At 58.4% G+C, this 21,653-nt stretch carries 23 protein-coding genes and 1 tRNA gene; 6 read left to right on the forward strand and 18 right to left on the reverse strand.

Translation table 11 applies throughout. From position 1 onward, the window contains the following. The first annotated feature begins 19 nt into the window (after window positions 1-19). Window positions 20-1,441, forward strand: a complete 1,422-nt coding sequence (gene lacG, locus ACKUUJ_RS08005; RefSeq protein ID WP_204986886.1) for a 6-phospho-beta-galactosidase — start codon at window positions 20-22, stop codon at window positions 1,439-1,441. Between the two features lie 506 nt (window positions 1,442-1,947). On the opposite strand, the gene ACKUUJ_RS08010 is transcribed toward lacG, so the two are convergent. Then, window positions 1,948-2,712 (reverse strand): DeoR/GlpR family DNA-binding transcription regulator, encoded by a 765-nt coding sequence (locus ACKUUJ_RS08010; RefSeq protein ID WP_055251192.1) that lies wholly within the window; start codon window positions 2,710-2,712, stop codon window positions 1,948-1,950. A 206-nt stretch (window positions 2,713-2,918) separates the two neighbouring features. Between ACKUUJ_RS08010 and ACKUUJ_RS08015 the strand changes: the two genes are divergently transcribed. Then, window positions 2,919-3,971 (forward strand): aldose epimerase family protein, encoded by a 1,053-nt coding sequence (locus tag ACKUUJ_RS08015; RefSeq protein WP_409065246.1) that lies wholly within the window; start codon window positions 2,919-2,921, stop codon window positions 3,969-3,971. Between the two features lie 325 nt (window positions 3,972-4,296). Here ACKUUJ_RS08015 and ACKUUJ_RS08020 read toward each other — a convergent pair whose 3' ends face one another. Continuing rightward, the gene (locus tag ACKUUJ_RS08020; RefSeq protein WP_347479669.1) at window positions 4,297-4,779 is read right to left on the reverse strand and encodes a PTS sugar transporter subunit IIB; all 483 of its coding nucleotides are present in this window, start codon (window positions 4,777-4,779) and stop codon (window positions 4,297-4,299) included. 207 nt (window positions 4,780-4,986) lie between these two features. Here ACKUUJ_RS08020 and ACKUUJ_RS08025 point away from each other — a divergent pair. Continuing rightward, window positions 4,987-5,062, forward strand: a tRNA-Thr gene (locus ACKUUJ_RS08025). Window positions 5,063-5,274: 212 nt separating this feature from the next. Here ACKUUJ_RS08025 and ACKUUJ_RS08030 read toward each other — a convergent pair. The 3 genes from ACKUUJ_RS08030 to ACKUUJ_RS08040 form a co-directional block, all read right to left on the reverse strand. After that, window positions 5,275-5,748, reverse strand: coding sequence for a YhcH/YjgK/YiaL family protein (locus ACKUUJ_RS08030; protein ID WP_347479668.1), 474 nt, complete (start codon window positions 5,746-5,748; stop codon window positions 5,275-5,277). 197 nt (window positions 5,749-5,945) lie between these two features. Next, window positions 5,946-6,881, reverse strand: coding sequence for a hexose kinase (locus ACKUUJ_RS08035; RefSeq protein ID WP_409065247.1), 936 nt, complete (start codon window positions 6,879-6,881; stop codon window positions 5,946-5,948). A 59-nt stretch (window positions 6,882-6,940) separates the two neighbouring features. Next, entirely contained in the window at window positions 6,941-7,822 is an 882-nt protein-coding gene (locus ACKUUJ_RS08040; RefSeq protein WP_409065248.1) for an aldose 1-epimerase family protein, read from the reverse strand. Window positions 7,823-7,979: 157 nt separating this feature from the next. On the opposite strand from ACKUUJ_RS08040, the gene ACKUUJ_RS08045 reads away from it, so the two are divergent. Next, window positions 7,980-8,564, forward strand: coding sequence for a flavodoxin domain-containing protein (locus ACKUUJ_RS08045; RefSeq protein WP_118372965.1), 585 nt, complete (start codon window positions 7,980-7,982; stop codon window positions 8,562-8,564). A 75-nt stretch (window positions 8,565-8,639) separates the two neighbouring features. Here the strand turns inward: ACKUUJ_RS08045 and nagA are convergent, their stop codons facing one another. From nagA to ACKUUJ_RS08085, 8 genes are all read right to left on the reverse strand, one after another. After that, window positions 8,640-9,809: an N-acetylglucosamine-6-phosphate deacetylase gene (nagA, locus tag ACKUUJ_RS08050; RefSeq protein ID WP_022094606.1), complete on the reverse strand. Its 1,170-nt coding sequence runs from the start codon at window positions 9,807-9,809 to the stop codon at window positions 8,640-8,642. A 117-nt stretch (window positions 9,810-9,926) separates the two neighbouring features. After that, window positions 9,927-11,093 (reverse strand): SIS domain-containing protein, encoded by a 1,167-nt coding sequence (locus ACKUUJ_RS08055; RefSeq protein ID WP_035137674.1) that lies wholly within the window; start codon window positions 11,091-11,093, stop codon window positions 9,927-9,929. Between the two features lie 114 nt (window positions 11,094-11,207). Then, window positions 11,208-11,939, reverse strand: coding sequence for a GntR family transcriptional regulator (locus ACKUUJ_RS08060; protein WP_022094608.1), 732 nt, complete (start codon window positions 11,937-11,939; stop codon window positions 11,208-11,210). 185 nt (window positions 11,940-12,124) lie between these two features. Next, window positions 12,125-13,207 (reverse strand): PTS system mannose/fructose/sorbose family transporter subunit IID, encoded by a 1,083-nt coding sequence (locus ACKUUJ_RS08065; protein WP_055251210.1) that lies wholly within the window; start codon window positions 13,205-13,207, stop codon window positions 12,125-12,127. Continuing rightward, entirely contained in the window at window positions 13,197-13,997 is an 801-nt protein-coding gene (locus tag ACKUUJ_RS08070) for a PTS sugar transporter subunit IIC (RefSeq protein ID WP_022094610.1), read from the reverse strand. The genes ACKUUJ_RS08065 and ACKUUJ_RS08070 overlap by 11 nt, the downstream gene beginning before the upstream one ends. A gap of 90 nt (window positions 13,998-14,087) precedes the next feature. Beyond that, on the reverse strand, window positions 14,088-14,570 hold the full coding sequence (agaV, locus tag ACKUUJ_RS08075; protein ID WP_022094611.1) for a PTS N-acetylgalactosamine transporter subunit IIB: 483 nt from the start codon (window positions 14,568-14,570) through the stop codon (window positions 14,088-14,090). Window positions 14,571-14,606: 36 nt separating this feature from the next. Beyond that, window positions 14,607-14,888: a preprotein translocase subunit YajC gene (gene yajC / locus ACKUUJ_RS08080; RefSeq protein ID WP_409065249.1), complete on the reverse strand. Its 282-nt coding sequence runs from the start codon at window positions 14,886-14,888 to the stop codon at window positions 14,607-14,609. Then, window positions 14,888-15,331 carry a PTS fructose transporter subunit IIA gene (locus ACKUUJ_RS08085; RefSeq protein ID WP_409065250.1) on the reverse strand — a complete coding sequence of 148 codons (444 nt, stop codon included), beginning with the start codon at window positions 15,329-15,331 and terminating at the stop codon, window positions 14,888-14,890. Before ACKUUJ_RS08085 ends, yajC begins: the two co-directional genes overlap by 1 nt. Window positions 15,332-16,033: 702 nt before the next feature. Between ACKUUJ_RS08085 and ACKUUJ_RS08090 the strand changes: the two genes are divergently transcribed. Together ACKUUJ_RS08090 and ACKUUJ_RS08095 are read left to right on the forward strand one after the other, a co-directional pair. After that, window positions 16,034-16,672 carry a hypothetical protein gene (locus ACKUUJ_RS08090; protein ID WP_409063553.1) on the forward strand — a complete coding sequence of 213 codons (639 nt, stop codon included), beginning with the start codon at window positions 16,034-16,036 and terminating at the stop codon, window positions 16,670-16,672. A gap of 9 nt (window positions 16,673-16,681) precedes the next feature. Next, entirely contained in the window at window positions 16,682-16,921 is a 240-nt protein-coding gene (locus ACKUUJ_RS08095) for a helix-turn-helix transcriptional regulator (protein WP_118388347.1), read from the forward strand. 114 nt (window positions 16,922-17,035) lie between these two features. Here ACKUUJ_RS08095 and ACKUUJ_RS08100 read toward each other — a convergent pair whose 3' ends face one another. The 5 genes from ACKUUJ_RS08100 to ACKUUJ_RS08120 all read right to left on the reverse strand — a co-directional run bounded on the left by ACKUUJ_RS08100 (window position 17,036) and on the right by ACKUUJ_RS08120 (window position 21,576). Further along, on the reverse strand, window positions 17,036-18,130 hold the full coding sequence (locus ACKUUJ_RS08100; protein ID WP_409065251.1) for a hypothetical protein: 1,095 nt from the start codon (window positions 18,128-18,130) through the stop codon (window positions 17,036-17,038). A 126-nt stretch (window positions 18,131-18,256) separates the two neighbouring features. Then, on the reverse strand, window positions 18,257-19,342 hold the full coding sequence (locus tag ACKUUJ_RS08105) for an isocitrate/isopropylmalate dehydrogenase family protein (protein ID WP_022094615.1): 1,086 nt from the start codon (window positions 19,340-19,342) through the stop codon (window positions 18,257-18,259). A 6-nt stretch (window positions 19,343-19,348) separates the two neighbouring features. Beyond that, the gene (locus ACKUUJ_RS08110; RefSeq protein WP_055251216.1) at window positions 19,349-20,047 is read right to left on the reverse strand and encodes a HEAT repeat domain-containing protein; all 699 of its coding nucleotides are present in this window, start codon (window positions 20,045-20,047) and stop codon (window positions 19,349-19,351) included. 15 nt (window positions 20,048-20,062) lie between these two features. Then, window positions 20,063-20,491 carry a hypothetical protein gene (locus ACKUUJ_RS08115; RefSeq protein WP_055251218.1) on the reverse strand — a complete coding sequence of 143 codons (429 nt, stop codon included), beginning with the start codon at window positions 20,489-20,491 and terminating at the stop codon, window positions 20,063-20,065. Window positions 20,492-20,496: 5 nt separating this feature from the next. Then, window positions 20,497-21,576, reverse strand: coding sequence for an NAD(P)-binding domain-containing protein (locus ACKUUJ_RS08120; RefSeq protein WP_409065252.1), 1,080 nt, complete (start codon window positions 21,574-21,576; stop codon window positions 20,497-20,499). Between the last annotated feature and the right edge of the window lie 77 nt (window positions 21,577-21,653).

Consider the following 21,653-nt stretch of genomic DNA (forward strand, 5'->3'; position numbering starts at 1 on the left):
CCCACAGAAAGGATGACTCATGACCAACCCCATGCAGTTCCCCGACGGCTTTGTGTTTGGCGGCGCCACCGCCGCTTACCAGGTTGAGGGTGAGACCCGCACGCACGGCAAGGGCAAAGTGCCCTGGGACGATTTCCTGGCTGCTCAGGGTCGCTTCTCCCCCGACCCCGCAAGCGACTTCTACAACAAATATCCGGTCGATATCGACTTGTGCCAGCGCTTCGGCATTAACGGCATTCGCGTCTCCATCGCTTGGAGCCGCATCTTCCCCAGTGGCACCGGCGAGATTAACCCCGAGGGTGTCGCTTTCTATCACGAGCTTTTCGCCACCTGCAACAAAGCTGGCGTTATCCCCTATGTCACGCTCGATCACTTCGATACGCCCGAGGCCTTTTACCAGAACGGCGGCGAGGGTTTCCTGACGCGCACGACCATCGACGCCTTCGTCGAGTACGCCAAGTTCTGCTTTGCCGAGTTCACCGAGGTCAAGCACTGGTTTACCTTTAACGAGATTCCCGCAACCGCCGAGGGCAGCTTTATCGTCGGCAACTGGCCGCACGGCGAGAAGTACCGCCTGGACAAGGCCTTCCAGCTCATGCACAACATGATGGTGGCCCACGCCAAGGCTGTCGTCGCCTTCCATGAGGGCGGCTTTGAGGGCGAGATCGGCATTGTCCAGAACCTGGAGCCCAAGTATCCCCTCGATCCCAACAGCGCTGCCGACTGCGAGGCGGCTCGTATGGCCGACGTCATCAACAACCGCTGGGTACTCGACGCCACCTTCCGCGGCCACTATGCAGCCGACACCATGGAGGCCGCGACCAAGCTGGCCCATATCGCCGGCGGCGAGCTCGACGTCCGCGACGAGGACATCGCCGCACTGACCGCCGCGCTCCCCTACAACGATTGCCTGGGCGTCAACACCTACAAGTGCCAGTTCCTGCGTGCCGCCGAGGGCGAAAACGACATCAACCACAATGGCACCGGCGACAAGGGCTCCTCGCGCTGGTTCCTCAAGGGCGTGGGCGAGTCATGCGTGCGCGAAGGCGTACCCACCACCGATTGGGACTGGATCATCTATCCCGAGGGCCTCTACGACCTGCTGCTCCGCATTAAGAACGATTACCCCAACTACAAGAAGATCTACATCACCGAGAACGGCATGGGCTATAAGGACGACTTCGAGGACGGCTTTATCGACGACGCCCCTCGCATCGACTACATGCGTCAGCATCTCGCGTGGATCCTCAAGGCAATCGACGGCGGCGTGAACGTCGACGGCTACTTTGTGTGGTCGCTGCAGGACCAGTTCTCCTGGACCAATGGCTATAACAAGCGCTATGGCCTGTTCTACATCGACTTCGAGACTCAGGCCCGCTATCCCAAGGCGAGTGCGTACTGGTACAAGAACGTCGCGGAGACCGGCCTGCTCATGGCCTAGTTCCCCCGCATACCCCCTGTCGGCCGCATGAGAATCCCTCCACGGGTTCGCATGCGGCCTTTTTTGTTTTGGCTCGGCCCGAGCAGGCCGTTTGTCTCGATCTGTAACATCTAGCAGAGATTTTTGGCCCCAATTGTTACAAATTGAGATGAACGGGGGCACCCGGTTCGAAATGTCTAGATCTGTAACATCTGATTCGCTTTTGGCCGTCTAACTGTTACAGATCAAGACAAAGATGATGGCTGGGTAGACAAAATCTCGATCTGTAACATCTAGTCGAGTTTTTGGGTCCTAGCTGTTACAGATTGAGACAAATGCACAGGACAATCCCCCCAATCTGTAACATCTGGTTGGTGATTTCACCCCTACCTGTCACAGGTTGAGACAATTTGATAGTGGAGTCCTCATTTACACGTCATATCGCGTAGCGCTCACGCGTTGATTCCCCACAATGACAGGAGGTAAAAGTCCTCCCGCATCGCCTGTTGGCAATCCCATAGCGTTAGCTAGCAGATGACCTGCGTGTGTTCCTCGATGGCGGCACGATTCTCGGCGGCGATACCCGGTTCGCACACCACGGCATCCAGGCTGTCCAAGCGACAGAAGGTGTAGAAGTCGCGCTTGCCGATCTTGCTGGAATCGGCGATCAGATAGCGTGAGTCGGCCTTGCTAAAGGCGAGCTGCTGGATACGGCCCTCGTCCATGTTGGACGTAGATACGTCGCCATCCAGAATGCCGTTGGCGCCGATAAACGCCGCGTCGATGCCCAACGCACGCAGGGTATCCTCGGCCGTTGGTCCCACAAAAGCGGCGGTGCGGCGACGGTACATACCGCCCACGAGGCACAGGTCGCAATCTTCGCGCGCCTCGAGCAGGTTAAACACCGAAAGCGAATTGGTCACAATGCGCAGGCGAAATGCCGGCAGCATCGAGGCCATCTGCTCAACCGTAGTGCCCGTGCCCAAAAAGATGGTCGAGCCCTCCTCGATGAGCTCAACGGCGCGGCGCGCGATCTGCAGCTTTTCCTCGGCATGCTTAGTGCGCTTTTCGCTGTGCGAATACTCATGGCGCAACATAGCATGGGGACGTCCCTGTGCGCTACGGGCGCCACCGTGCACGCGCTCGATCTCGCCCAGGCTCGCAAGTTCTTCGAGGTCGCGGCGAATCGTCATATCCGAAACGCCCAGCGCATCCGAAATCTCCTTGACCGAAACCGTGCCCTGCTCTTCGAGCAGCTGACGAACCTTATCCTGTCGCTCTGCCTTAATCACGATGAATCCTCGCCGTTCTTTGCGCGCATATCATTCAAACAGTAACGAACAAATTGTATCAGACTCGTGCGCGTCAAAAATGAACACCCGCACAGCTCCAATCATCACTTTTTTGAGAAAAATACCCCCTGCTTTAGTGGGGTGTAGTGATAATCTCGCCTGTTCGCGCTACAGTTTGTCCGAAATACCTCGATGTTAGGAACCAAATGATCACTTCCGAGCTTTTCGGCACCGCGCCGTGCGGCACCTCCGTTCATCGTTACACCCTCAACGGGCCCGAGATCTGCGTTCGCATTATGGACTATGGCGCCACCGTGCTGGGTATCGATGTGCCCGACATTCCCGGCAACGTGCGCGATGTGGTACTGGGCTTCGATAAGCTCGAGGATTACTTTGACAACCCCGCCTGCTTTGGCGCGACCATCGGCCCCGTGGCAAACCGCACCGCGGGCGCCACGATCACCATCGACGGCACGGACTGGCACATGCCGGCCAACGAAGGCGTCAACAACCTGCACAGCGATCTTGAGCATGGTCTGCACAAGCGCGTATGGGACGTTGAGCTCGACGAGACTCACAACGCCGTGCGCATGACCACCTCGCTTAAGGATGGCGAGCTGGGCCTGCCCGGCAACCGAACCTTTACGGCTGTGTTTACCGTTACGCGCACCGGCGTCTTCCGCATCGAGTATGGTTGCGAGAGCGACCGCGCCACCTACGTGTCCATGACCAACCACACGTACTTTAACCTTGCCGGCCATAACGCCGGCATGGACTGTGAGCACTTCTTTATCGCCAACGCTGCCCACTACTTGCCCATTAACGAGCAGAACATCCCCACCGGCGAAATCGCTCCGGTCGAGGGAACACCGTTTGACTTTCGCGAGCTGCGCCCCGTCGCACCCGGCATGGAGGCCGACGACCCGCAGATTAAGCAGGCCCGTGGCTACGATCACTGCCTGTGCATCGATGGCTATCAGTACGGCCGCAACCTGCGTCGCGCCCTACATGTCGAGGAGATGTGGACCGGTCGTGAGCTGGACTACTACACCACCGCCCCGGGCGTGCAACTCTACACCGGCAACTGGCTGGGCGACGAGCACGCCAAGGACGATGCCAACTATGGTTGGGGCGCCGGCTTTGCCCTCGAGGCCGAGATGTACCCCGACACGCCGCACCAGCCGCTGTTCCCGCAGGGCATTGTGGGCCCGGGTCATCCCTACAGTAATGTGATCGAGTACCACTTTATGAGGCACTAAGCCCATAACACAACATATCGCACAGCAGCGCCCGCCGGCACACCGCCGACGGGCGCTGCTTCATGCCTAAATCCTTCTTTTCGATGCCACCGAATTGGTGACATAACAAAACTATGCCGAATTACTACGATGAACCCACTATGTCCGACCACGCGCTGGTTTATAAAAAATTAGCAGCTCGTTTACCTGCGGTTTTATTCTCTGCAAATTTGGCATGCTCGGCGATAAGCAATTCATCGTAGAAAACCGGCATAGTTTTGGCGGACAGCGCCACACAGATCCCCTACGAAGGCAAAATGATCCGTTTTCCTCCGTCCCCAAGGGATCAGTTGAACAGATTGCCGATGGGATCGGGGGCGGAACTGGGGAGATAGCGGATTTCTAGCTCTATACCGAGCTTTTGCAACTCTTTGAAGGCGGCGATGTCTGTATCGCCTACGGCAACGGCAGGCGTTGCAGAGCGCTTGCCCTCCCCCGCCCGCATATGGCCGATACTAATCTTGGTTATTGGCACACCGCCCTTAACCAGCGCGAGCGCATCGGAGGGTGAGGCCACCATGATCAGAATCAATTGGCGAGGCGTTGCGGTATGAATGACGTCGATGGTCCTTTGCACCGAGAAAAACCGCGTCCAAACGCCTTCTGGCGCCGCCACCCTCATGGGTGCCCATTGGCGCGAATCTGCCGCGATCTCATCGTTGACGATTAGGACAAGGTTGGAACCCACGGCTTCGTTCCACAGCTCAACGTCTTGTCCGTAAATGAAACGGTCATCGATACGCGTGAGAAGGATCTTGGGTTGAGCCATGGCTGCCCCATTCTGTTTGAGACCCATACGAGCGGGACGTCGACCACCAACTCAACAGCTGGTCAAGCGCCAGATGGACGCCGCAGACATCGCGCCTCTAATATTAGTGCATTTAAAGTGAGAAAAGCCATCAGAACCCTTGCGCGGATGTGCGATGTCCCGTATCATAGACAGCCGTTGACGCCTCAGTTGCGTCACCACATGGCCGCCAGCGTAGCTCAGTTGGTAGAGCACCGCTCTCGTAAAGCGGGGGTCACCGGTTCGAGCCCGGTCGCTGGCTCCATTGCACAAGATAGCCGCCTTCGGGCGGCTTTTTTGTTGCCGATTTTGAGTGCGTGCGTGCCAATCCACGTATCGTAACGGCCTCAACCCCCCTACTCAAAAACAGAAAGCCCCGCCAACCGCAATCCCCAAAGGAACCGCGATCAGCGGGGCCCAAGCGCATTCCTCCAAGGGATAACGCTCGCAAAACGAACAGCTCAGCCGAGCGGCTCGTTACTCCTCCCAGTAAGCGTCTGCAAGCAGCTTAAAGCAGATCTTCTTGACCGGCTGCGCGCCATCGCCCGGGAACTCGAGCGTGGGCATGTGAGGCTCGCCGGCAACAAACAGCGCAAACTTGTCGTCAGCAAGATCGCCGGCGATCGAGGCGTCGGAATCGACCAAATCGTAGTCGTCCTTCTCGTCAAACTCCTGAACCAGCGTCAGGCTGCCCGTGGCAACCTTAAAGGCCTCGCGACCCTCGACGTCGATCTGCAGGTCGTGATAGCGCTGATGCGTCTCGTAGTGGGCCTCGGCTTCGGGACGCGTCGTGGGAGCCATGACGTTCGCAAAGACCTTGTCGCCCAGAATCGAATGGCTGCCGACCTCGAGCTTCGCCGGATCGTTCTCCTCGAGCCAGTCGATCAGCACGTCGAGGCCCTTGAGCATTCCACGGTACTCCTCGATATCGCCCAATGCACCGTAAATCATCTAAATCCCCTCTCGGATCGTTTCTTTGGCGGCTACTCGGCAAACGCATTACCGACGCTGTTGCCACCCACATGCGTCTCGACCAGGGTAAGGTCGGGATTGAACACGACAGTGTCGGCGTCGCGCCCCGGCATAATGCTACTGCACTTGTCGTCGACATGAGCTAGCAACCGATGCCGGGGCCGCAGCACAAGCTCCTACAGCTCGGTCACGACAACGCCGTTGTAAACCTCGTCCCAACGGTCCATGACCAGATGGCCGGTCATGGGATCCATGGCATTGAGTTTGCCGCAGGTGTTGGCGGTACGCAGCACCGTCTCGTCGTCGGCGCCGGCAGCAATCGCATGTGCGAAGCCGGCAATGGTCGAATCGCCAGAGCCCGTAGCGTTAACGGCGGGGATATCGGGGGTCTTAGCGCGGAACGCACGGCCATTGTGGAAGCCAACTGAGCCGGCAGCGCCCATGGATACGACGACCCAGGGGATATCGGAGAAGCGGGCGTCAGAGGCGAGCGCGGAACGGAGCTCGTCCACATCGTCGGTGGTAAAGCTCGTGCCCAGAAGGCCGTTGATCTCGGTCAGGTTAGGCTTGACCAGCTCGGGCTTAATTTCGGACTTAAGGGCGGCCTCGAGCGAAGCACCCGAGGTATCGAGCAGCACCTTGGCGCCGGCGTTCTCGGCAATGCCCGTGATCTTGGCATAGTAGTCTGCCTCGACGCCGCGGGGCAGCGAACCCGAGATGGTAACGACGTCGGCCTTACCCGCAAGCTCGGTAAACTTGGCGGTAAAGGCATCGAGCTCCTCGGGGGCAATCGTCGGGCCGCTCTCGAGCAGCTCGGTCTGGTTACCGGCATGAAGGATGTTAAGGCAAATGCGAGTCTCGCCCTTGATGGGCACAAAGTCGTTGTTAATACCGTTGGCGTCCATAAGCTCAGCCATGTAGGCGCCCATGTGGCCGCCGAGCAAACCGGTTGCCACAACGTCGTCGCCCAGCTGACCCAGCACACGGGCCACGTTGAGGCCCTTGCCGCCGGCGGTCTTTTCGGGCGTCACACGGTTGACGTCGTCGATAACGAGCTCATCGAGCTGATAGCGCGTATCAACAGACGGGTTCATCGTAACGGTGAGGATCATTTTTAGCTCCTTATCTCGCAGGCTCCTTGTGCCTCGCGATACGAGTCGACAAAACGGAATTACAGAATCTCAATCGTGAACGAGCGAACGACGGTCTCCTTGGGCTTGGCGACAAGGCAGCCGCGCTTATGCTCAAGCACGTCGTCCTCATCGGAGCAGGTCGAAAGGCCGCCCCAAGGCTCAACCGCCACAAAATCGCCCTCGGGCTTGCTCCACACAATGAGATACGGAAAGCCCTCGAAGCTCAGGCGGACGCCCTTGTCCTCGCCCTTCTTGGAAAGCGTGACCTGACGGCTCTCGAGCACGTCAAAGATGGTCTCCGCAAAATCGAAGAGCTCATGCGACAGAGGCAGCGTCTTTCCCACCATGGGGTTCTTGGAGCGCCTGTCCACATCAATCAAGCCAGTCGAAGGGACAGCGGTGCAAAGCTCCGCAGCCTCGTCCTTCTCAAAGCGCAGCTCGTAGTCCGTATAGGCCTCGCCCTCATCGAGCGGACACCTAAAGCCGGGGTGTCCACCGATAAAGAACGGCATGTCCTCGGTGCTCTCGTTGGTAACCTCATAGGAAACGCGCACGGCGGCGTCCTCGAGCGTATAGCGGGCGACAAGTTTAAACGGATACGGATAATCGCTCAGCAATGCAGCGTTATCCTCGGATGCCAGGCACATAGCCAGCTCGTTTGCGCTTTGACTCAACAGCTTCCACTCCTGCTTGCGCGCAAAGCCGTGGCGGGCGAGCTTCACATGATGCCCGGCAAACGTCATAGCGTTACCATCGCGCAGGCCTCCGCAAATCGGAAAGCAGACCGGCGCCTGGCCGGACCACACCGCGGGATCACCCTGCCACAGATACTCGCGTCCGTCAGCCTCAATCGAGGTAAACGAGCCGCCAGCCGTGGAAACCTTGATAGAAATCGAATCGTTGGAAAGAGCGTATTCCATTATCCATCCTTTCGGACAACTGCTTTTTTTCATGCAAGCGCCCGTCTCAATCCTAGTCAGAGGACAAACCCGCGCGCTCGTCGATGTGTCCGGTATCCCGACCATACAACGGGGTACCATACAAACATTGACGTCATTACAGCTGAAAGGCCTTCTTATGCGAACCATCATCCTTTATGCCTCACGCCACCACGGCAATACGAAAAAGCTCGTGGACGCCATCGTCGAGGCGCACCCCGAAATCGATACTCTCGACGTGAAGTCACTCGGGAAAAACGAGTACCCCGACCTGCACGAATATCATCTGATCGGCGTCGCCACGGGCATCTATTACTCCGAGATCGACAAAGATATGGCACGCGTGCTCACTAACGTGCTGCAGCCGCAGGACAAGGTGTTTGGCCTTATGACCTATGGCGGCAAAAACAAGTGGTACGGCAAGGATATCGATGGCATCTGCCGCATGAGGCAGGCCATCTTTATGGGTGTCTACGGTTGCCCCGGCTTTGATACGTGGGGGCCGTTCAAACTCACCGGCGGTGTCCAAAAGGGACACCCGACCGCTGAAGAAATTAAGGGCGCCGTCGACTTCTTCGACAAGATCGAAGACGAGTACGGCGACATCATCGTCGAAGAGTATGCCAAGCGCGAGAAGCGCCTAGCCTACGAGAAGGAGCATCCTGCAGGAGGCCTGGTGGCCGGCGTCAAGCGCACGGCAAAGAAGATCGCTAACAAGCTGTAACTGTAAAGGTGCTTTTGAGCGTTTAACCCATACGGCGGGTCCGAGCAGATTCGGGCCCGCCGTCTTTTTCTATCGTTACTCGGTAAAGGCGTTGCCGACGCTCTGGCCGCCAACATACGTCTCGACGAGGGTGAGCTCATGGTCGAACACGACAAAGTCGGCGTCGCGACCCGGCATGATGCTGCCGCACTTATCCTCGATGTGTGCAGAGCGAGCCGGTACCTCGGTTGCCATGCGGATGGCGATATCGGCGCTGGCGATGCCCCAGTCGACGATGTTCTTGACGCCCTGGGCAAGCGTGAGCACCGAGCCGGCAATGCTCTTGCCGTCGGCGAGCCAGCACAGGTTGTCCTTCATGATGACGTCCATGCCGCCGCTGGTGTAGCTGCCCTCGGGCATGCCGCCGCAGCCAAGGCAGTCGGTGATGAGCACCGTGTGCTGCCAGCCCTTTGCCTGCAGCAGCGCCTTGATGGCGGCAGGGTTCACGTGCTTGCCGTCACAGATGATCTCGGCATAGGTCTCGGGCGTGGACATGGCGGCACCCACGACACCGGGCTCACGGTGATGCAGCCCGCGCTGGCCGTTATAGGTATGCGTAAAGCAGCTGGCACCGGCGTTGATGGCGGCGATGCACTCATCGTAGGTGGCGTCTGAGTGACCGATGCTGGTCACCACACCCTTGGCGTTCAAAGCAGCCGCATAAGCAGCGGCACCGTCGCGCTCGGCAGCCATGGCGCTCTTAACGATGCGACCACCCGCAGCCTCCTGCCACTGGTCGAAGACCTCCTCGGAGGGATCGATAAGATAAGCGGGGTTCTGCGCGCCCACGTGCTTCATGGTAAAGAAGGGGCCCTCCAGGTAGATGCCCTGAATGCGAGCACCGCAGAAGTCGGGGCCGCGACCCTCGTCAGCCTGGGCGATGGCGGCGCAGGCGTCCTTGATCTGCTCGACGCCATCGGTGAACGTCGTGGGCAGCCAGCTGGTGGTACCGCGACGGGCAAGCTCGGTCGAGCTGATATCGATGCCCTCGGGATCATTATCGGTAGTTGAGTGGTTGTAGAAACCATGGATGTGAGTATCGACCATACCCGGTGCGATCCACGATCCCGTGTAGTCCTTAATCTCGCAAGAGGGCTCGTCGGCCTGCCAGGCGCCAAAGACGCCATCCTCGACCATAAGATAGCCGCCCAGTTGCGGGCCTGCCGGCAAGAAGAACTTGTCAGCCTTAATTGCGTACGTGCTCATATGCACTCCTTGCTTCTAAAGCAGTTGACTGTGGTGATGCTTATACCCAGCTCACGTAAAACAAAAAGCGCCCGCCCGCCGTTATGAGCGGACGGGCGCCCTTACAGGGGGACGCGATTAAGCGGTGAAGGGGTGAATCGTCACGCCCTTAACCACGCGGTTGACCGTGCCGGTGGGGCTCGGCGTATCGGGCGTGTTGCCCACGCGCACGGAGTTGAGCAGGCTGATAGCCTGAGCAAACATCACGAACGGCAGTGCAAGGTAGCCCTCGGGAAGTGCCTCGTAGCCCTTAAAGGTGAAGGACTCACCCTCGTAGACGGTGGCACCTTCCTGCTGAACGGCGATGGTGTGCTGAGCGATCTCGTCGCCACCGATCTCGTTGAGGATGTCGATGTCGTACTGACGGGTGTAGGCGTCGTTGTTGACGAACACGAAGACGAGCGTCTTATCGTCGACGAAGGACTTAGGTCCGTGACGATAGCCCATGGAGGTGTCGTAGGAAGTAGCGACCAGACCGTGAGCAAGCTCGAGGATCTTGAGCTGGCTCTCCTGGGCAAGGCCACCGAAGGAGCCAGAACCCAAGTAGGTCACGCGGTTGAAGTCGCCAGCCAGGTAATCGGCGATCTCAGGCTCACGGGAGATGACCTCCTCGCCCATCTTGGCAATCGTCTCGACCCACTCGGCCTTCTGCTCGTCAGAGGCAGTGTCAAAAATAAGGGTGGAGAGCAGGGTCATGCAGGAATAAGAACCGGTCATGGCGAAGCCCTTGTCGTTGGCGCGCGGGATGAGCAGCGTCAGCGCGTTGGGATCATCGGCAGACTCGACGGCAAGCTTGCCCTCGGGAGCGCAGGTGATGTTGAGGAACTTGACGTTGTGGACGAGCTCCTTGGCAACGGCAACGGCGGCAAGGCTCTCGGGGCTGTTGCCAGAGCGGGCAAAGGAAACCACGAGCGTGGGATCCTCGGCGCGCAGGAAGTCGCGCGGGGCACTCACGATGTCGGTCGTGGCGATGGGCTTAAAGTCGTAGAGATCAGTGTTGCCAGCGTGACGCAGGTACGGGGCGCAGGTATCGCCAACGTAGTCGGACGTACCGGCACCGGTGAAGACAACGGACAGACGACCCTCGCCCATAGCGCGAGCCTCGGCCAGGAAGGCCTCGATGGCCTCCTTGTTCTCGCGATAGATGTTGAGCGTATCACGCCAAAGCTCGGGCTGCTGAGCAATCTCGGCCGTGGTGATCTGGGCGCCGAGCTCGGTGAGCTCCTCGACACTCTTCTCGAACATTTCTAATACCTCTCTCTAGAAGTAATCCTCTGACGTGCAATTATACACTTCGGTTGGTTATCTGGTAGTAACCAGTTAAATGCAAAGAATCACCATATGGATACGATGCGAACACTAGTTACTACGCTGGTGATAAACCTTGTATTTAAACTGATCGGCACGAGCAACCGAGAGCGTATACTCCACAACCTCGTTTGACTCGTTATACGTAGTCCTGACCAAATCGAGCACAGGCGAGCCCTCGACAATTCCCAAAAGGTGGGCATCGGTGGGACGGGCTATGCTCGCATAGAACTCCTCTTCGGCCACGCGAATCTTTTGCTGAAAGTCCTGCTCAATCACATCGTAAAGCGGCTTACGCTCCAGCAGCGGTCGCTTTAGGGACAGAAATTGACGAACCGGTAGATAGCTGCGTTCGACCATCATGGGCATGTTGTCAGCAGAACGAAGGCGCTTGAGCTTAAAAATGCGATCACCGATGCGCAATCCCATATGCTCGGCCAGATTCTTATCGGCCTCCATCTCGCAAAACTCGAGAATCGTGGTCTCGGGTTCTCGACCCATCGCGCGCATCTGCTCGGTAAAGCTGTAGGACTGCATAAGATTGGTTGCTTTTGCCGAACGGTCGGTCACAAAGGTACCGCGACCGTGCTGCCGAACAACCAGTCCTAAACGCTCCAGTTCCTGCAGAGCCAGGCGTACCGTAGTGCGCGAGAGACCATAGCGCTCCGAAAGTTCGCGCTCGGAAGGAATCATGTCACCGGCGCGATATTCATGGTCAATCTTTTCGGTCAGAATATCGACCAGCTGATCGTACAGCGGTTGCTTACGCGCTCCGATCGCCATCCTATCCTCCCTTTTGCTCGAATTCGGCTAACTACCTAGGGTGTTATGCATTATCTGTCTGCCACACCCGAATCATTAAGAAAACAAAAGCCGCGCGCTCTTTCGAGCACGCGGCTTTTAACATACACATGGCTTAAGGGGTCGGGGTGTGAGCCGCGTAGGGACACACCCCTCAAGCTAGAGCCTTACCAGATGCTCGGCCAGAGACCAAGCGGGCCAGCGCCCAGGATGCCAAGGACGAAGAGCAGGAGAATGCCCTTGGTCGGGGTCCAGCTGTGCTTAGCGAACATGTAGTAAAGCAGCAGCGTAAGCATAAGCGGGACGAGCTTCGGGACGATGGTGTTGAGGGTGTCGGCAACAGAGAAGTTGACCGGATCCTCGGTAACGGTGCCGTAGGTCACGGACTCCATGCCGTTACCCAAATCGGTGACGCCGCACTCGACAGCGTTGCCGTCGGCATCGGAAGCGGTAAGGGCGTTGCCGTCCTTATCGGTCATGGCGATGGTACCGGCCTCAGCGGTCTCGGTATCGATGCCCTCCATACCGGTGAAGTTCTCGGCCTCCTTCTCGGAGACGATCACGGTAGTAGCGGAGAGGCCACGGGTGGTGCCGTTGGGGATCTGGAGGTTAATCTGGGTGCCACCCATGGTGACGACCAGGCAACCGACGACGAAGACGCCCATGATGGAAGCGGCACGCGTGAAGGCCTGCATGTTGGCGGTCAGAGCGTCAATAGCGCTGGTGCCAAGCTTGTAGGACCAGTTCATGAGCCAGAAGCGCAGAGCGAACTGGACGACGTTGAAGATCACCAGGAAGATGATCGGTGCAGCGGCGTTGCCGTTGATGGCCATGTTGGAGGTGATGCCGGCCGTGATAGGCACGAGCGTCAGCCAGAACAGGGCGTCACCGATACCACCGAGCGGGCCCATTGCGGCGACGCGGACGGCGCGGATCGTGGGGATGTCAACCTTGTTCTGCTCGAGCGAAAGCACGATGCCCATAACAAAGGTGACAAGGAACGGGTGGGTGTTGAAGAACTCCAGGTTGTGGCTCATGGAAGCCGCGAGGTCGTTCTTGTTGGTGTGGATCTTCTCCAGACCGGGGATGATGGAGTAGAGCCAGCCAGCGGCCTGCATGCGCTCGTAGTTGAACGATGCCTGCAGGAAGCAGGAGCGCCAAGCCATCTTGTTGAGGGTCTTCTGGTCGAGCTGCGGAGCAGGAGTGAGATCCTCGTAGTGCTCCGGGATCACATACTCATTAGATGCCATCTTCGAAGTCACCTCCGTCAGAAACAGCTGCACCCTTCAGCTCGGTCTGCTGCTGGAAGTCCCAGAAAGCGATGCCGAAGCCGATGAGAGCGAGGATGAGCAGAGCAGGGGTTGCCAGCGAATCGTTGGCAACGGTGATGAGCGCGAGGCCAAAGCCCATGAGGAAGAAGCCCCACATATCGCGGTTCATCATAACCTTGAGCAGGACGGCGAAGCCGACGAAGCGCATCATGCCGCCTGCAGCGGACAGACCGGTCTGCAGCCAAGTCGGGATGGCAGAAGCGATGGTCTGACCGATGGTAGCGCCAGCGATGAAGAACAGGGTGACGACGACAGCGAAGATCAGGCCGAGCAGAGCCATGGCGAAGTAGTTCAGGCGCTCGATGCCCTTGGTGTCCGCGTTGTGAGCCATGTTATCGGCCGTGGACATAAGCGGGGACATAAGCGTGAAGACCAGGGTAACGCCAAGCTGGCCAAGCAGAGCGAACGGAATGGCGAGGCCGACTGCCGCGTTGGGCTCGAGGCCCGTGGCGATAGCGAGAATGGCTGCCATGATGCCGCCGATGACGGCGTTAGGCGGCTGAGCGCCTCCGATCGGCATGTTGCCGATCGTCATGAGCTGATAGGTACCACCCACGAGAAGACCGGTGTTGAGGTCGCCAAGGATAAGACCGATGACGGCGCCGGTGACGATGGGCTGATAGAGAGACTCGAGGAAGTCAAACTGGTCGATTGCCGCGATGAACGTGACGACGAAGACCAGAGCGATCTGGATGATCGAGTATTCCATCTTGCTCCTCCTTTCAAAATGTATGTACGCACTTTGGATTTCACGTACAGAACGTCAGGGTTTCACTCCTGACAACGTGGATCACGAGGATTACGAGAAGAGCTTGCTCGTGTCCTCAACAGGCGTGCTCGGAACGCGCCTGATCTCCAACTCCACCCCCAATTCCTGCAGCTCTTTAAACGCAGCGACATCCTCGTCGTTAACTGCGACGGAGGTGGCGACTTGGCGCTTTCCTTCCGACATGTGCATGTTGCCGATGTTTACCTTCTTTATAGGCACACCGCCCTTGACGAGCGTAAGCACGTCTTCCGGTGTTTCGGCCACGATGAAGATCTTCTGGCGCGGGCTCGCCTTGCCAATGACGTCGATGGTCTTCTGCAGAGAGAAGAAACGCGTAGCGACGCCGGCGGGAGCGGCCATCTTCATGAGGTTCTGGCGCATGGTGTTGGACGCCACGTCGTCGTTGGCGACGAGGATGAGGTTGGAGCCCAGGGTGGAGTTCCACTGGGTGGCAACCTGACCATGAACCAGTCGGTTATCGATGCGGGTAAGAAGAATGTTGGGTTCTGCCATGTTGATCAGCTTCCTTTCGTTATTTGCTGACGACAGTTACTTGATCTCCTGAATCGCGTAACGCGAAACATCTACGACGGCTCCGGATCGGACTTTGATCTGGACCTTCTCGCCTTCGATGCCTTTGACGGTTCCGTAGATACCGCCGGCGAAAAGAACCTCTTGACCCGGCTTGAGCCCGGTGTGCAGCTCCTTGAAGTACTTCTGCTTCTTCTTCATGTTGATTTGCGACCAGATGGTGTAAATCAAGCCCATGATGACAAGCAGGCCTAAAAGGGCGACCGAGGAGCTCAGGACGTTGGCTCCGAAATCGGCCATTAGATGCCGTCCTCGTCGCCGAAGATATCCTCTTCCTCGGAGCCGGCAACGGATGCGACCGTCTGGGCGGTGACGCCCGTCTGGCCAACGGTCACGGCCTGCTCGCCAAGCTCGGCGAGCGTGGCATTGCCGCGGAGGAACAGAAGCTCAATAACCATGGGAAGGTTGGTGCCAGTCAGAACCTCGACGTTGTCGACATCCTGGGCAATCATCATCGACTGGTTGAACGGGGTGCCGCCAAGCAGGTCGGTAAAGACGAGCACGCCATCGCACTCCTCGCGCATGGCGGTAATAGCGGCGCGGAGATCATCACCGTAGGAAGCAGCCTGGTCGCCCTCAAAAGGAACGACGGTAAAAGCGGGCTGGTCGCCGGCAACCATAGCGATAGCGCTAGCTAGGCCGGGTGCGAACTGTCCATGACCGGTAAGAATAAAGCCAACCATTCAAATTTCCCTTCCGAAGGTGTGTACAATCTGAGTCCGATGATTTTCGGAAGCCAGCGGGCGCTCGCCCTTAAAGCTTCTTAGAAAGCGTTCTTTGAAGACCAGTGGTTTCTAAACTGGTAGTAACCACGTGACGTGTTGTTGTCACTATATCACCCCAGAAGAGGTCGCTTTCGTTGATTCATACGGTAAAACGTTTTTGCACCGCTCACGGTGATATTTCGACCGTTTACCGGTCGTTAACACTTCTACCTGCGGTTTTGAAACCGTTTCGAAATGCTTTGGCAAAAGATCGGAACTTTTCCTGTCCCTAAACAACGCAGGGCGGCTAAAAATAGCGTGTAGAAAAATTGCAGGTCATTGTGAAGATATGTGAATTGGTCTTTTTGACTTAATACCAGTTAGAACCAGTTTTGAGATTATCGGTGAACGGTAGTTTTCGACCGTTCACCGGTTACTTGCAATCGTTTGCAGTTGTTTTCCCATATGAATCGGGGAACCCGATGAAGCACTTATGCGATCACGGAAAGTTTTGACATTTGTCCTCATCCCCCGCGCGCCAAACTCCGACACCCAAAATGAGCCATAGCTCTCGCTATTCGTCTCACAAACATTACTTACTCTAATCTGTAATTGTTTATCGTTTATCATTAAATATGATATAAGATACAAGTATCATCCAAGACATTGGTTGGAGGAGCTATGATCCGCTGGAACGTATCCAAATCGAATGAAGCCATCGACCGTGAACAGGCAATAGCCGATCTGAGGAAGCTCACTCGCATCTGCAAATGGGCCACAATCTGCACCACCGTGGCGCTCGCTCTGGGACTTCTCGCAGTCATTGCGATTGACCTTCTACTCGTATTGCCTAGCCTCTCCCAAGGGTCGTGTCTCCAATCCGTAGAACTTCAAGGCGGCGAAGGGCCGTGCCTGGCTATCGTCGGTACCGATGCGCAGACCCCACTTATGCTCGTCGCACACGATGGTCACACTGCCATAGGGAGCCTCTTGATGACATGCCTCGCGCTTACCATCGCGCTAAGCGTGCGCAGGCTTTTCTTCAACATTGAAAAGGAAGGCAGGCCCTTTGACCTTGAATGTAACCACACACTTCGTCGAGTAGGACATTTATTCCTTATCGGCGGCGTTGCCGTGAGGCTTCTTGGTGCCGTAATCACGGGAATAATACTCTCAGGATTTGGCGGCAGCTTTACGGATGCGTTCGTCGGCCAGTTATTCGAGCCCTCCATGCTCTTTGCAGGCCTGATTATTTGCCTGATTGCCAGTATCTTCCGCTACGGGTATATCCTGCAAAAACAAGATGACGAGTTGCTCTAGGGGGAATCCATGATTATTCTGCGGCTTGACCGCATGCTCGCCGAACGCAAGATCTCATCCAAAGAGCTTGCGGAACGCGTGGGCATCTCCCAGGTCAATATGTCACGCATTAAGACGGGCAAGGTTTCTGCCATACGTTTTTCAACTCTTGACGCGATATGTCGGGCACTCGACTGCCAACCGGGCGATGTACTGGAATATATATCCGACGATGAAGCCGATAGCCTTTTTGGACTTAAAGATGAATAGCCATAATTAAGCCGCCAATCACGCCCTCAACGCAAAAAGTCCGCCAGAACGACTTCCGTACTGGCGGACTTTCTGCTGTCTATCGGCTAGATGCTCGATGAGCCGTGCGACTCTTTACGCAAACAGGCCGTAGATGCTGATGTTGGCCTTGGCGTAGAGGCCGTTAGCATACTCGGTCCACTTGGAGCTGGCGCTCGAAGCCTGCGAAGAGTACTGCTGGTAAGCAGTGTAGTAGGCGGTCATGGCCTGCTTATAGGTGGCGCTATCGGCCGTAAAGGCATCGTCGGCAAAGGCCTTAGCGTAGGTGCCGTTCTCGTCCTTCCAGGTACCCTTCGAGCTATCCCACTCGTCGCCGGCAAGGTTGATGATGTAGTCGGCGTAATCCTTGCTCGCGGTGTCCTCATTGCCGTCAGAAGGCTCGGTCGGAGCGGTCGGCATGCTTGCGGAGCTATCGCCCACCTTCTTCTTGTAGAGCTTCTGCAGCGTCGCGGACTGGCGGACGATCTGCTTGGCCTGGTCCTTGGACACGCCATACTGCGTGGCCATGGTCTTGTAGTCCGAAGTGCCGATGGATTCCTCGGCGTACTGCTTCATCTCCTTAGAGGAGACGGTAATGCCCTCGTCCTCGGCAGCGTCGAGCAGGATCTTGTTGCGCACGTAGGACAGGATGACGTCGGCAGAAGGAGCGGTGTAGTTGCCATCGCTATCCTTGACGGTGTCGAGGCTGTACTGGCTCTCGATGGCCTCGCGCGCGGTGATGTCGCTCTTCTTGCCGTTGTAGCTATAGCTTGCCACGGTCGAATCGAGCTGGTCCTCGGTCAGGGTCGACGAGCCGACACCCTTGCCGCCAAAGCCGCCATTGCCAATAAAGAAGCCGACCACGGCGGCGATCACGACGGCAACCACAAAGGCGGCAATCATCGTCTTCTTGTGCCTGGATGCATGGTCGTCTTCATCGGAACCCAGAATATCGTCGTCCTCATCCTGGGCCTCGGGCATCAGATTCTCGTCAGCGGCATCCGCGGCAATCTGAGCCTCCAGTCGGGCGTCCTCCTCCTCGGCCGTCGTGCCGGCGGCAATGTGCTCGGCAGACGTACCGGCGACCAGATCGATCTTCTCGTCCTCGTCACCGTCGGGGCCTTCGCCGCGCTCGATGATCTGGATGCCGTCGATCTCGTCCTTCTCGTCCTTCTTTTGAATCAGACCCATATCAGTTACTCCTTGTTAGGAAACATAGTCTTCAATAGAATACGCCCGACAGAGTGCCGGGCGTATTGATTCTTAGGTTATACGCAAACACTTAAGTACTATTTAGGCGTTTGCAGCGTGCCTACCTTAGGCCAGGTGCGCGATAACGGCATCGGCAAAGGCCTGCGTGCCCACGGCGCCCTCGACGGAACCGGTCTGGGCACGGCGCACGTCGCCGGTAACCTGCTCGCCCTCGTCGAGCGTGGCAGATACGGCGGCGCGAATGCGATTGGCAGCGTCGTTCTCGCCCAGGTGATCGAGCATCATCGCAGCAGAGAGAATCTCGGCCGTGGGGTTGGCGATATCCTGGCCAGCGATATCGGGCGCGGAGCCATGCGTTGCCTCGAAGATGGCGCAGTCGGCACCGATGTTGGAGCCGGGGGCCATACCCAGGCCACCTACCAGGCCGGCGCACAGATCGCTGACGATATCGCCGTACAGGTTGGGCAGCACCAGGACATCGAAGTCGTTGGGGTTCTGGACCAGGCCCATGCAGGTGGCGTCGACGATCTTGTCGTTGAACTCAATATCGGGATAGTTGGCGGCCACCTCGCGCGCAACGCGCAGGAACAGGCCATCGGTCGCCTTCATAATGTTGGCCTTGTGCACGGCCGTCACCTTTTTACGGCCGCAGCGGCGGGCGTACTCAAAGGCGTACTCCACAATGCGGCGGCTCTTGGCGATGGAGATGGGCTTAATTGAGATGGCGGAATCGGCGGCGAAGGTCTTCTGACCCGAGCGCTCGACAAGCTGTGAGAGCTCCTCGACCTCGGCAGCGCCCTCATCGAACTCGATCCCGGCGTAGAGGTCCTCGGTGTTCTCACGCACGATGACCAGGTCGACGTCGCGGAAGCGCGAGCCGTCGCCCGGCTGCGACAGGCAGGGGCGCACGCAGGCGTACAGGTCGAAGTGCTTGCGCAGGGCCACGTTAACGCTGCGGAAACCCGTGCCGACCGGCGTGGTGATGGGGCCCTTGATGGCAACCTTGGTCTCGGCGACCGCATCGAGCACGTGCTGGGGCAGCGGCGTGCCAAACTCGTCCATGACGCCGGCACCTGCCTCCTGGACGTTCCAGTTGATCTGGACACCGGTGGCCTCGACCACGCGGCGCATGGCCTGCGTAATCTCGGGACCGATACCGTCACCGGGAATCAGGACTACATCGTGCGCCATAATCTGTTACTCCTCGTCTTCGGCGTCGTCAGATTTTTTAACGCTAGCACGCTTCTTCTTTTTGGAGAGATCCAGGCCAAAACGTTTAACAAGCATTTCGCAAATCTCGCTCGAACGGGCCTTGAGATAGCTGCCCTTGCCGTTCTCGGCGTCGAACTTAAGGCGCAGCGCAAGCTTCTCGGCGACCTCGGCGTCGATCTCGCCCTGGCCAAACTCGTACAGGCAACCGAGCATATCGCGATACTCAAGGTCGCCGTGGTAGCACTGGATGGCCTCGTCTAGGATGGGCCAAGCCTCGCGTGAACGCTCAGCACTCGTGGCGCCCCACACGCACAGCAGGCGGAAGGCGGCATAGCGCAGCGTGGAGGAAATCTCGTCGAACAGTGCGGTCTCGGCGCCCTCAAAGGCATCGCCCAGCTGCTCGGGGCAGGTGGTGGCGAGCGCCGTCAGGGCATCGAGGGCCTCCCAGCGGGTCTGAGCCTCGGGGCGGTCGAGCGCCTCGATCAGCGCGGGCACGCAGGGCACCACGCGCTGCGGATCGCGCTCGGCAAGCAGGTGCAGCACGCGGGCGGCAAACTGGCGGATACGGCGCGTGGGGCAGCCGAGCTCCTGGACCAGGCGGTCGACGGCATTCTCGTTCTCCTCTGCCAGCTGAAGCTGTGCCAGCTCCTCGTCGGTGAGCTGTTCGTCTTTGTTTTCTGCCATAGTTACCTCTTCTTACTATTTCTTAGCGTGCTTGCCAGCACCCTTGCTGTCATCGGTGACCGAGATGAGCTGTCGGTCGGCAGCGCCATTACGACGCGCACGGCGGCGTTCCTCGGCATCGCCCGCGTCGGCGGCGGCGCGGTGTGCCTTGTTGACGTTAAAGACCTCGTCGTGCTTGCGCCACGGACCGACGGACTCGCCAAAGCTCATCTTAAGGCCGGCGATAAAGCCGCCGAGCCAGCCGATCGGCGCAAACTGCACCAGCGGGAACAGCGAGAACACCCAGGTCAGCAGGACGACTGCCGCAGCTCCCGCAAAGTTGGCAATCCAGTAGTCGCGCTTGGTGATGACGCGCTTTTCGCACGCCCACTGGCCGCACAAAAAGCCGATGTAGATCGCAAAGAGAAAGAGCACCAGCGCAAGCACCACGAACGTCAAGCTCATAGGCGCTACTCCCCGTGATGGTGGCCGCAGCAGCACTCGTGGCCGTCGTCATGACCGTGACCGCCGCAGCACTCGTGGTCCTCGCCATGGTGGTGTCCACAACCGCACTCGTGGTCGTCGCCACGCTCGCCGCAACCGCAGCCTTCCTCGTGAGCACCGTGCTCCTCGGGACGATACTGCGACCAGTCCAGACCGGCGGCGATGGCATCGGCCTCCTCCTTATAGAGGACCGTGACGGCCTGGGTGCCCAGCTTGGCGCCACCGATGGCATCGAGCATGTCGTAAAGCGTAAAGGCCACGTCGGCGCCGGGCAGCGCAAGCTCACGGTCGTCGGCATAGGCGAGCGCCAAGCGCAGGTCCTTAATGAAGTGCTCGACCATAAAGCCGGGCTTGTAGTCGCCGTCGAGCGCCTTGGGCGCCAGGCTCTCCATGGCGCCGGACTTGCCGGTGCCACCCAGGATCATCTGACGGGTCTTCTCAAGATCAAGGCCGCTCAGCTCGGCAAACGCCAGCGCGTCTGCCATGCCGACCATGCAGGCGCCCAGCGACACCTGGTTGGCGAGCTTGGCAGCCTGGCCCTTGCCGGTGCCATCGAAGCAGCAGATGGTTGCCGCAAAGGTGGAAAGGATGTCGCGGACCGGCGCGATGTCGTTCTCGGTGGCGCCTACGATAGCCGTGAGCGTGCCGGCGATGGCACCCGACTCGCCGCCGGTGACGGGGCAGTCAAACGCCATGCGACCGGAGACCTGGGCGGCCTCGGCAATATCGCGCGCCAGCTCGGGCGAGCTCGTGGTAAGGTCGATCAAGACCGCACCCGGCTTGGTGCACGCGAGCAGGCCGTCGCCCGCCAGGTAGAGTTCCTCGACCTCGGAGGGATAGCCCACCATGGTAAAGACGACATCGGCGTTCGCCGCGGCATCGGCCGGCGTATCTGCCCAGACGGCGCCGCGCTCGATAAGCGCCGCCGCCTTGGACTTGGTGCGGTTGTTGACCGTGACGGGATAGCCGGCGTCCAGAATGTGGCCGGCGATGGGGGCACCCATGATTCCGGTGCCAATGAATGCGACGGAGAGCTTGTTTGCCATGAAACCTTTCCTTTTGGGTTGGGTGTTGTTACCAGGTTGAATACTCGGTGCCAGCGTTTGGGCTGTGAGTCGAGGGC

This window comes from Collinsella sp. wc0583 (assembly GCF_046116915.1).
Classification (GTDB): Bacteria; Actinomycetota; Coriobacteriia; order Coriobacteriales; family Coriobacteriaceae; genus Collinsella.

What these genes read in the sequence shown, in the direction of transcription:
- ACKUUJ_RS08100 (WP_409065251.1), bottom strand. Translation starts at nt 18,130, where the DNA reads ATGGGTCTGATTCAAAAGAAGGACGAGAAGGACGAGATCGACGGCATC.
- ACKUUJ_RS08095 (WP_118388347.1), top strand. Translation starts at nt 16,682, where the DNA reads ATGATTATTCTGCGGCTTGACCGCATGCTCGCCGAACGCAAGATCTCA.
- yajC (WP_409065249.1), bottom strand. Translation starts at nt 14,888, where the DNA reads ATGGCCGATTTCGGAGCCAACGTCCTGAGCTCCTCGGTCGCCCTTTTA.
- ACKUUJ_RS08035 (WP_409065247.1), bottom strand. Translation starts at nt 6,881, where the DNA reads ATGATCCTCACCGTTACGATGAACCCGTCTGTTGATACGCGCTATCAG.
- ACKUUJ_RS08120 (WP_409065252.1), bottom strand. Translation starts at nt 21,576, where the DNA reads ATGGCAAACAAGCTCTCCGTCGCATTCATTGGCACCGGAATCATGGGT.
- ACKUUJ_RS08055 (WP_035137674.1), bottom strand. Translation starts at nt 11,093, where the DNA reads ATGTTCGAGAAGAGTGTCGAGGAGCTCACCGAGCTCGGCGCCCAGATC.
- ACKUUJ_RS08015 (WP_409065246.1), top strand. Translation starts at nt 2,919, where the DNA reads ATGATCACTTCCGAGCTTTTCGGCACCGCGCCGTGCGGCACCTCCGTT.
- ACKUUJ_RS08060 (WP_022094608.1), bottom strand. Translation starts at nt 11,939, where the DNA reads ATGGCGATCGGAGCGCGTAAGCAACCGCTGTACGATCAGCTGGTCGAT.
- ACKUUJ_RS08030 (WP_347479668.1), bottom strand. Translation starts at nt 5,748, where the DNA reads ATGATTTACGGTGCATTGGGCGATATCGAGGAGTACCGTGGAATGCTC.
- agaV (WP_022094611.1), bottom strand. Translation starts at nt 14,570, where the DNA reads ATGGCAGAACCCAACATTCTTCTTACCCGCATCGATAACCGACTGGTT.
- ACKUUJ_RS08090 (WP_409063553.1), top strand. Translation starts at nt 16,034, where the DNA reads ATGATCCGCTGGAACGTATCCAAATCGAATGAAGCCATCGACCGTGAA.
- nagA (WP_022094606.1), bottom strand. Translation starts at nt 9,809, where the DNA reads ATGAGCACGTACGCAATTAAGGCTGACAAGTTCTTCTTGCCGGCAGGC.
- ACKUUJ_RS08045 (WP_118372965.1), top strand. Translation starts at nt 7,980, where the DNA reads ATGCGAACCATCATCCTTTATGCCTCACGCCACCACGGCAATACGAAA.
- ACKUUJ_RS08105 (WP_022094615.1), bottom strand. Translation starts at nt 19,342, where the DNA reads ATGGCGCACGATGTAGTCCTGATTCCCGGTGACGGTATCGGTCCCGAG.
- ACKUUJ_RS08115 (WP_055251218.1), bottom strand. Translation starts at nt 20,491, where the DNA reads ATGAGCTTGACGTTCGTGGTGCTTGCGCTGGTGCTCTTTCTCTTTGCG.
- ACKUUJ_RS08020 (WP_347479669.1), bottom strand. Translation starts at nt 4,779, where the DNA reads ATGGCTCAACCCAAGATCCTTCTCACGCGTATCGATGACCGTTTCATT.
- ACKUUJ_RS08065 (WP_055251210.1), bottom strand. Translation starts at nt 13,207, where the DNA reads ATGGCATCTAATGAGTATGTGATCCCGGAGCACTACGAGGATCTCACT.
- ACKUUJ_RS08085 (WP_409065250.1), bottom strand. Translation starts at nt 15,331, where the DNA reads ATGGTTGGCTTTATTCTTACCGGTCATGGACAGTTCGCACCCGGCCTA.
- ACKUUJ_RS08070 (WP_022094610.1), bottom strand. Translation starts at nt 13,997, where the DNA reads ATGGAATACTCGATCATCCAGATCGCTCTGGTCTTCGTCGTCACGTTC.
- lacG (WP_204986886.1), top strand. Translation starts at nt 20, where the DNA reads ATGACCAACCCCATGCAGTTCCCCGACGGCTTTGTGTTTGGCGGCGCC.
- ACKUUJ_RS08040 (WP_409065248.1), bottom strand. Translation starts at nt 7,822, where the DNA reads ATGGAATACGCTCTTTCCAACGATTCGATTTCTATCAAGGTTTCCACG.
- ACKUUJ_RS08110 (WP_055251216.1), bottom strand. Translation starts at nt 20,047, where the DNA reads ATGGCAGAAAACAAAGACGAACAGCTCACCGACGAGGAGCTGGCACAG.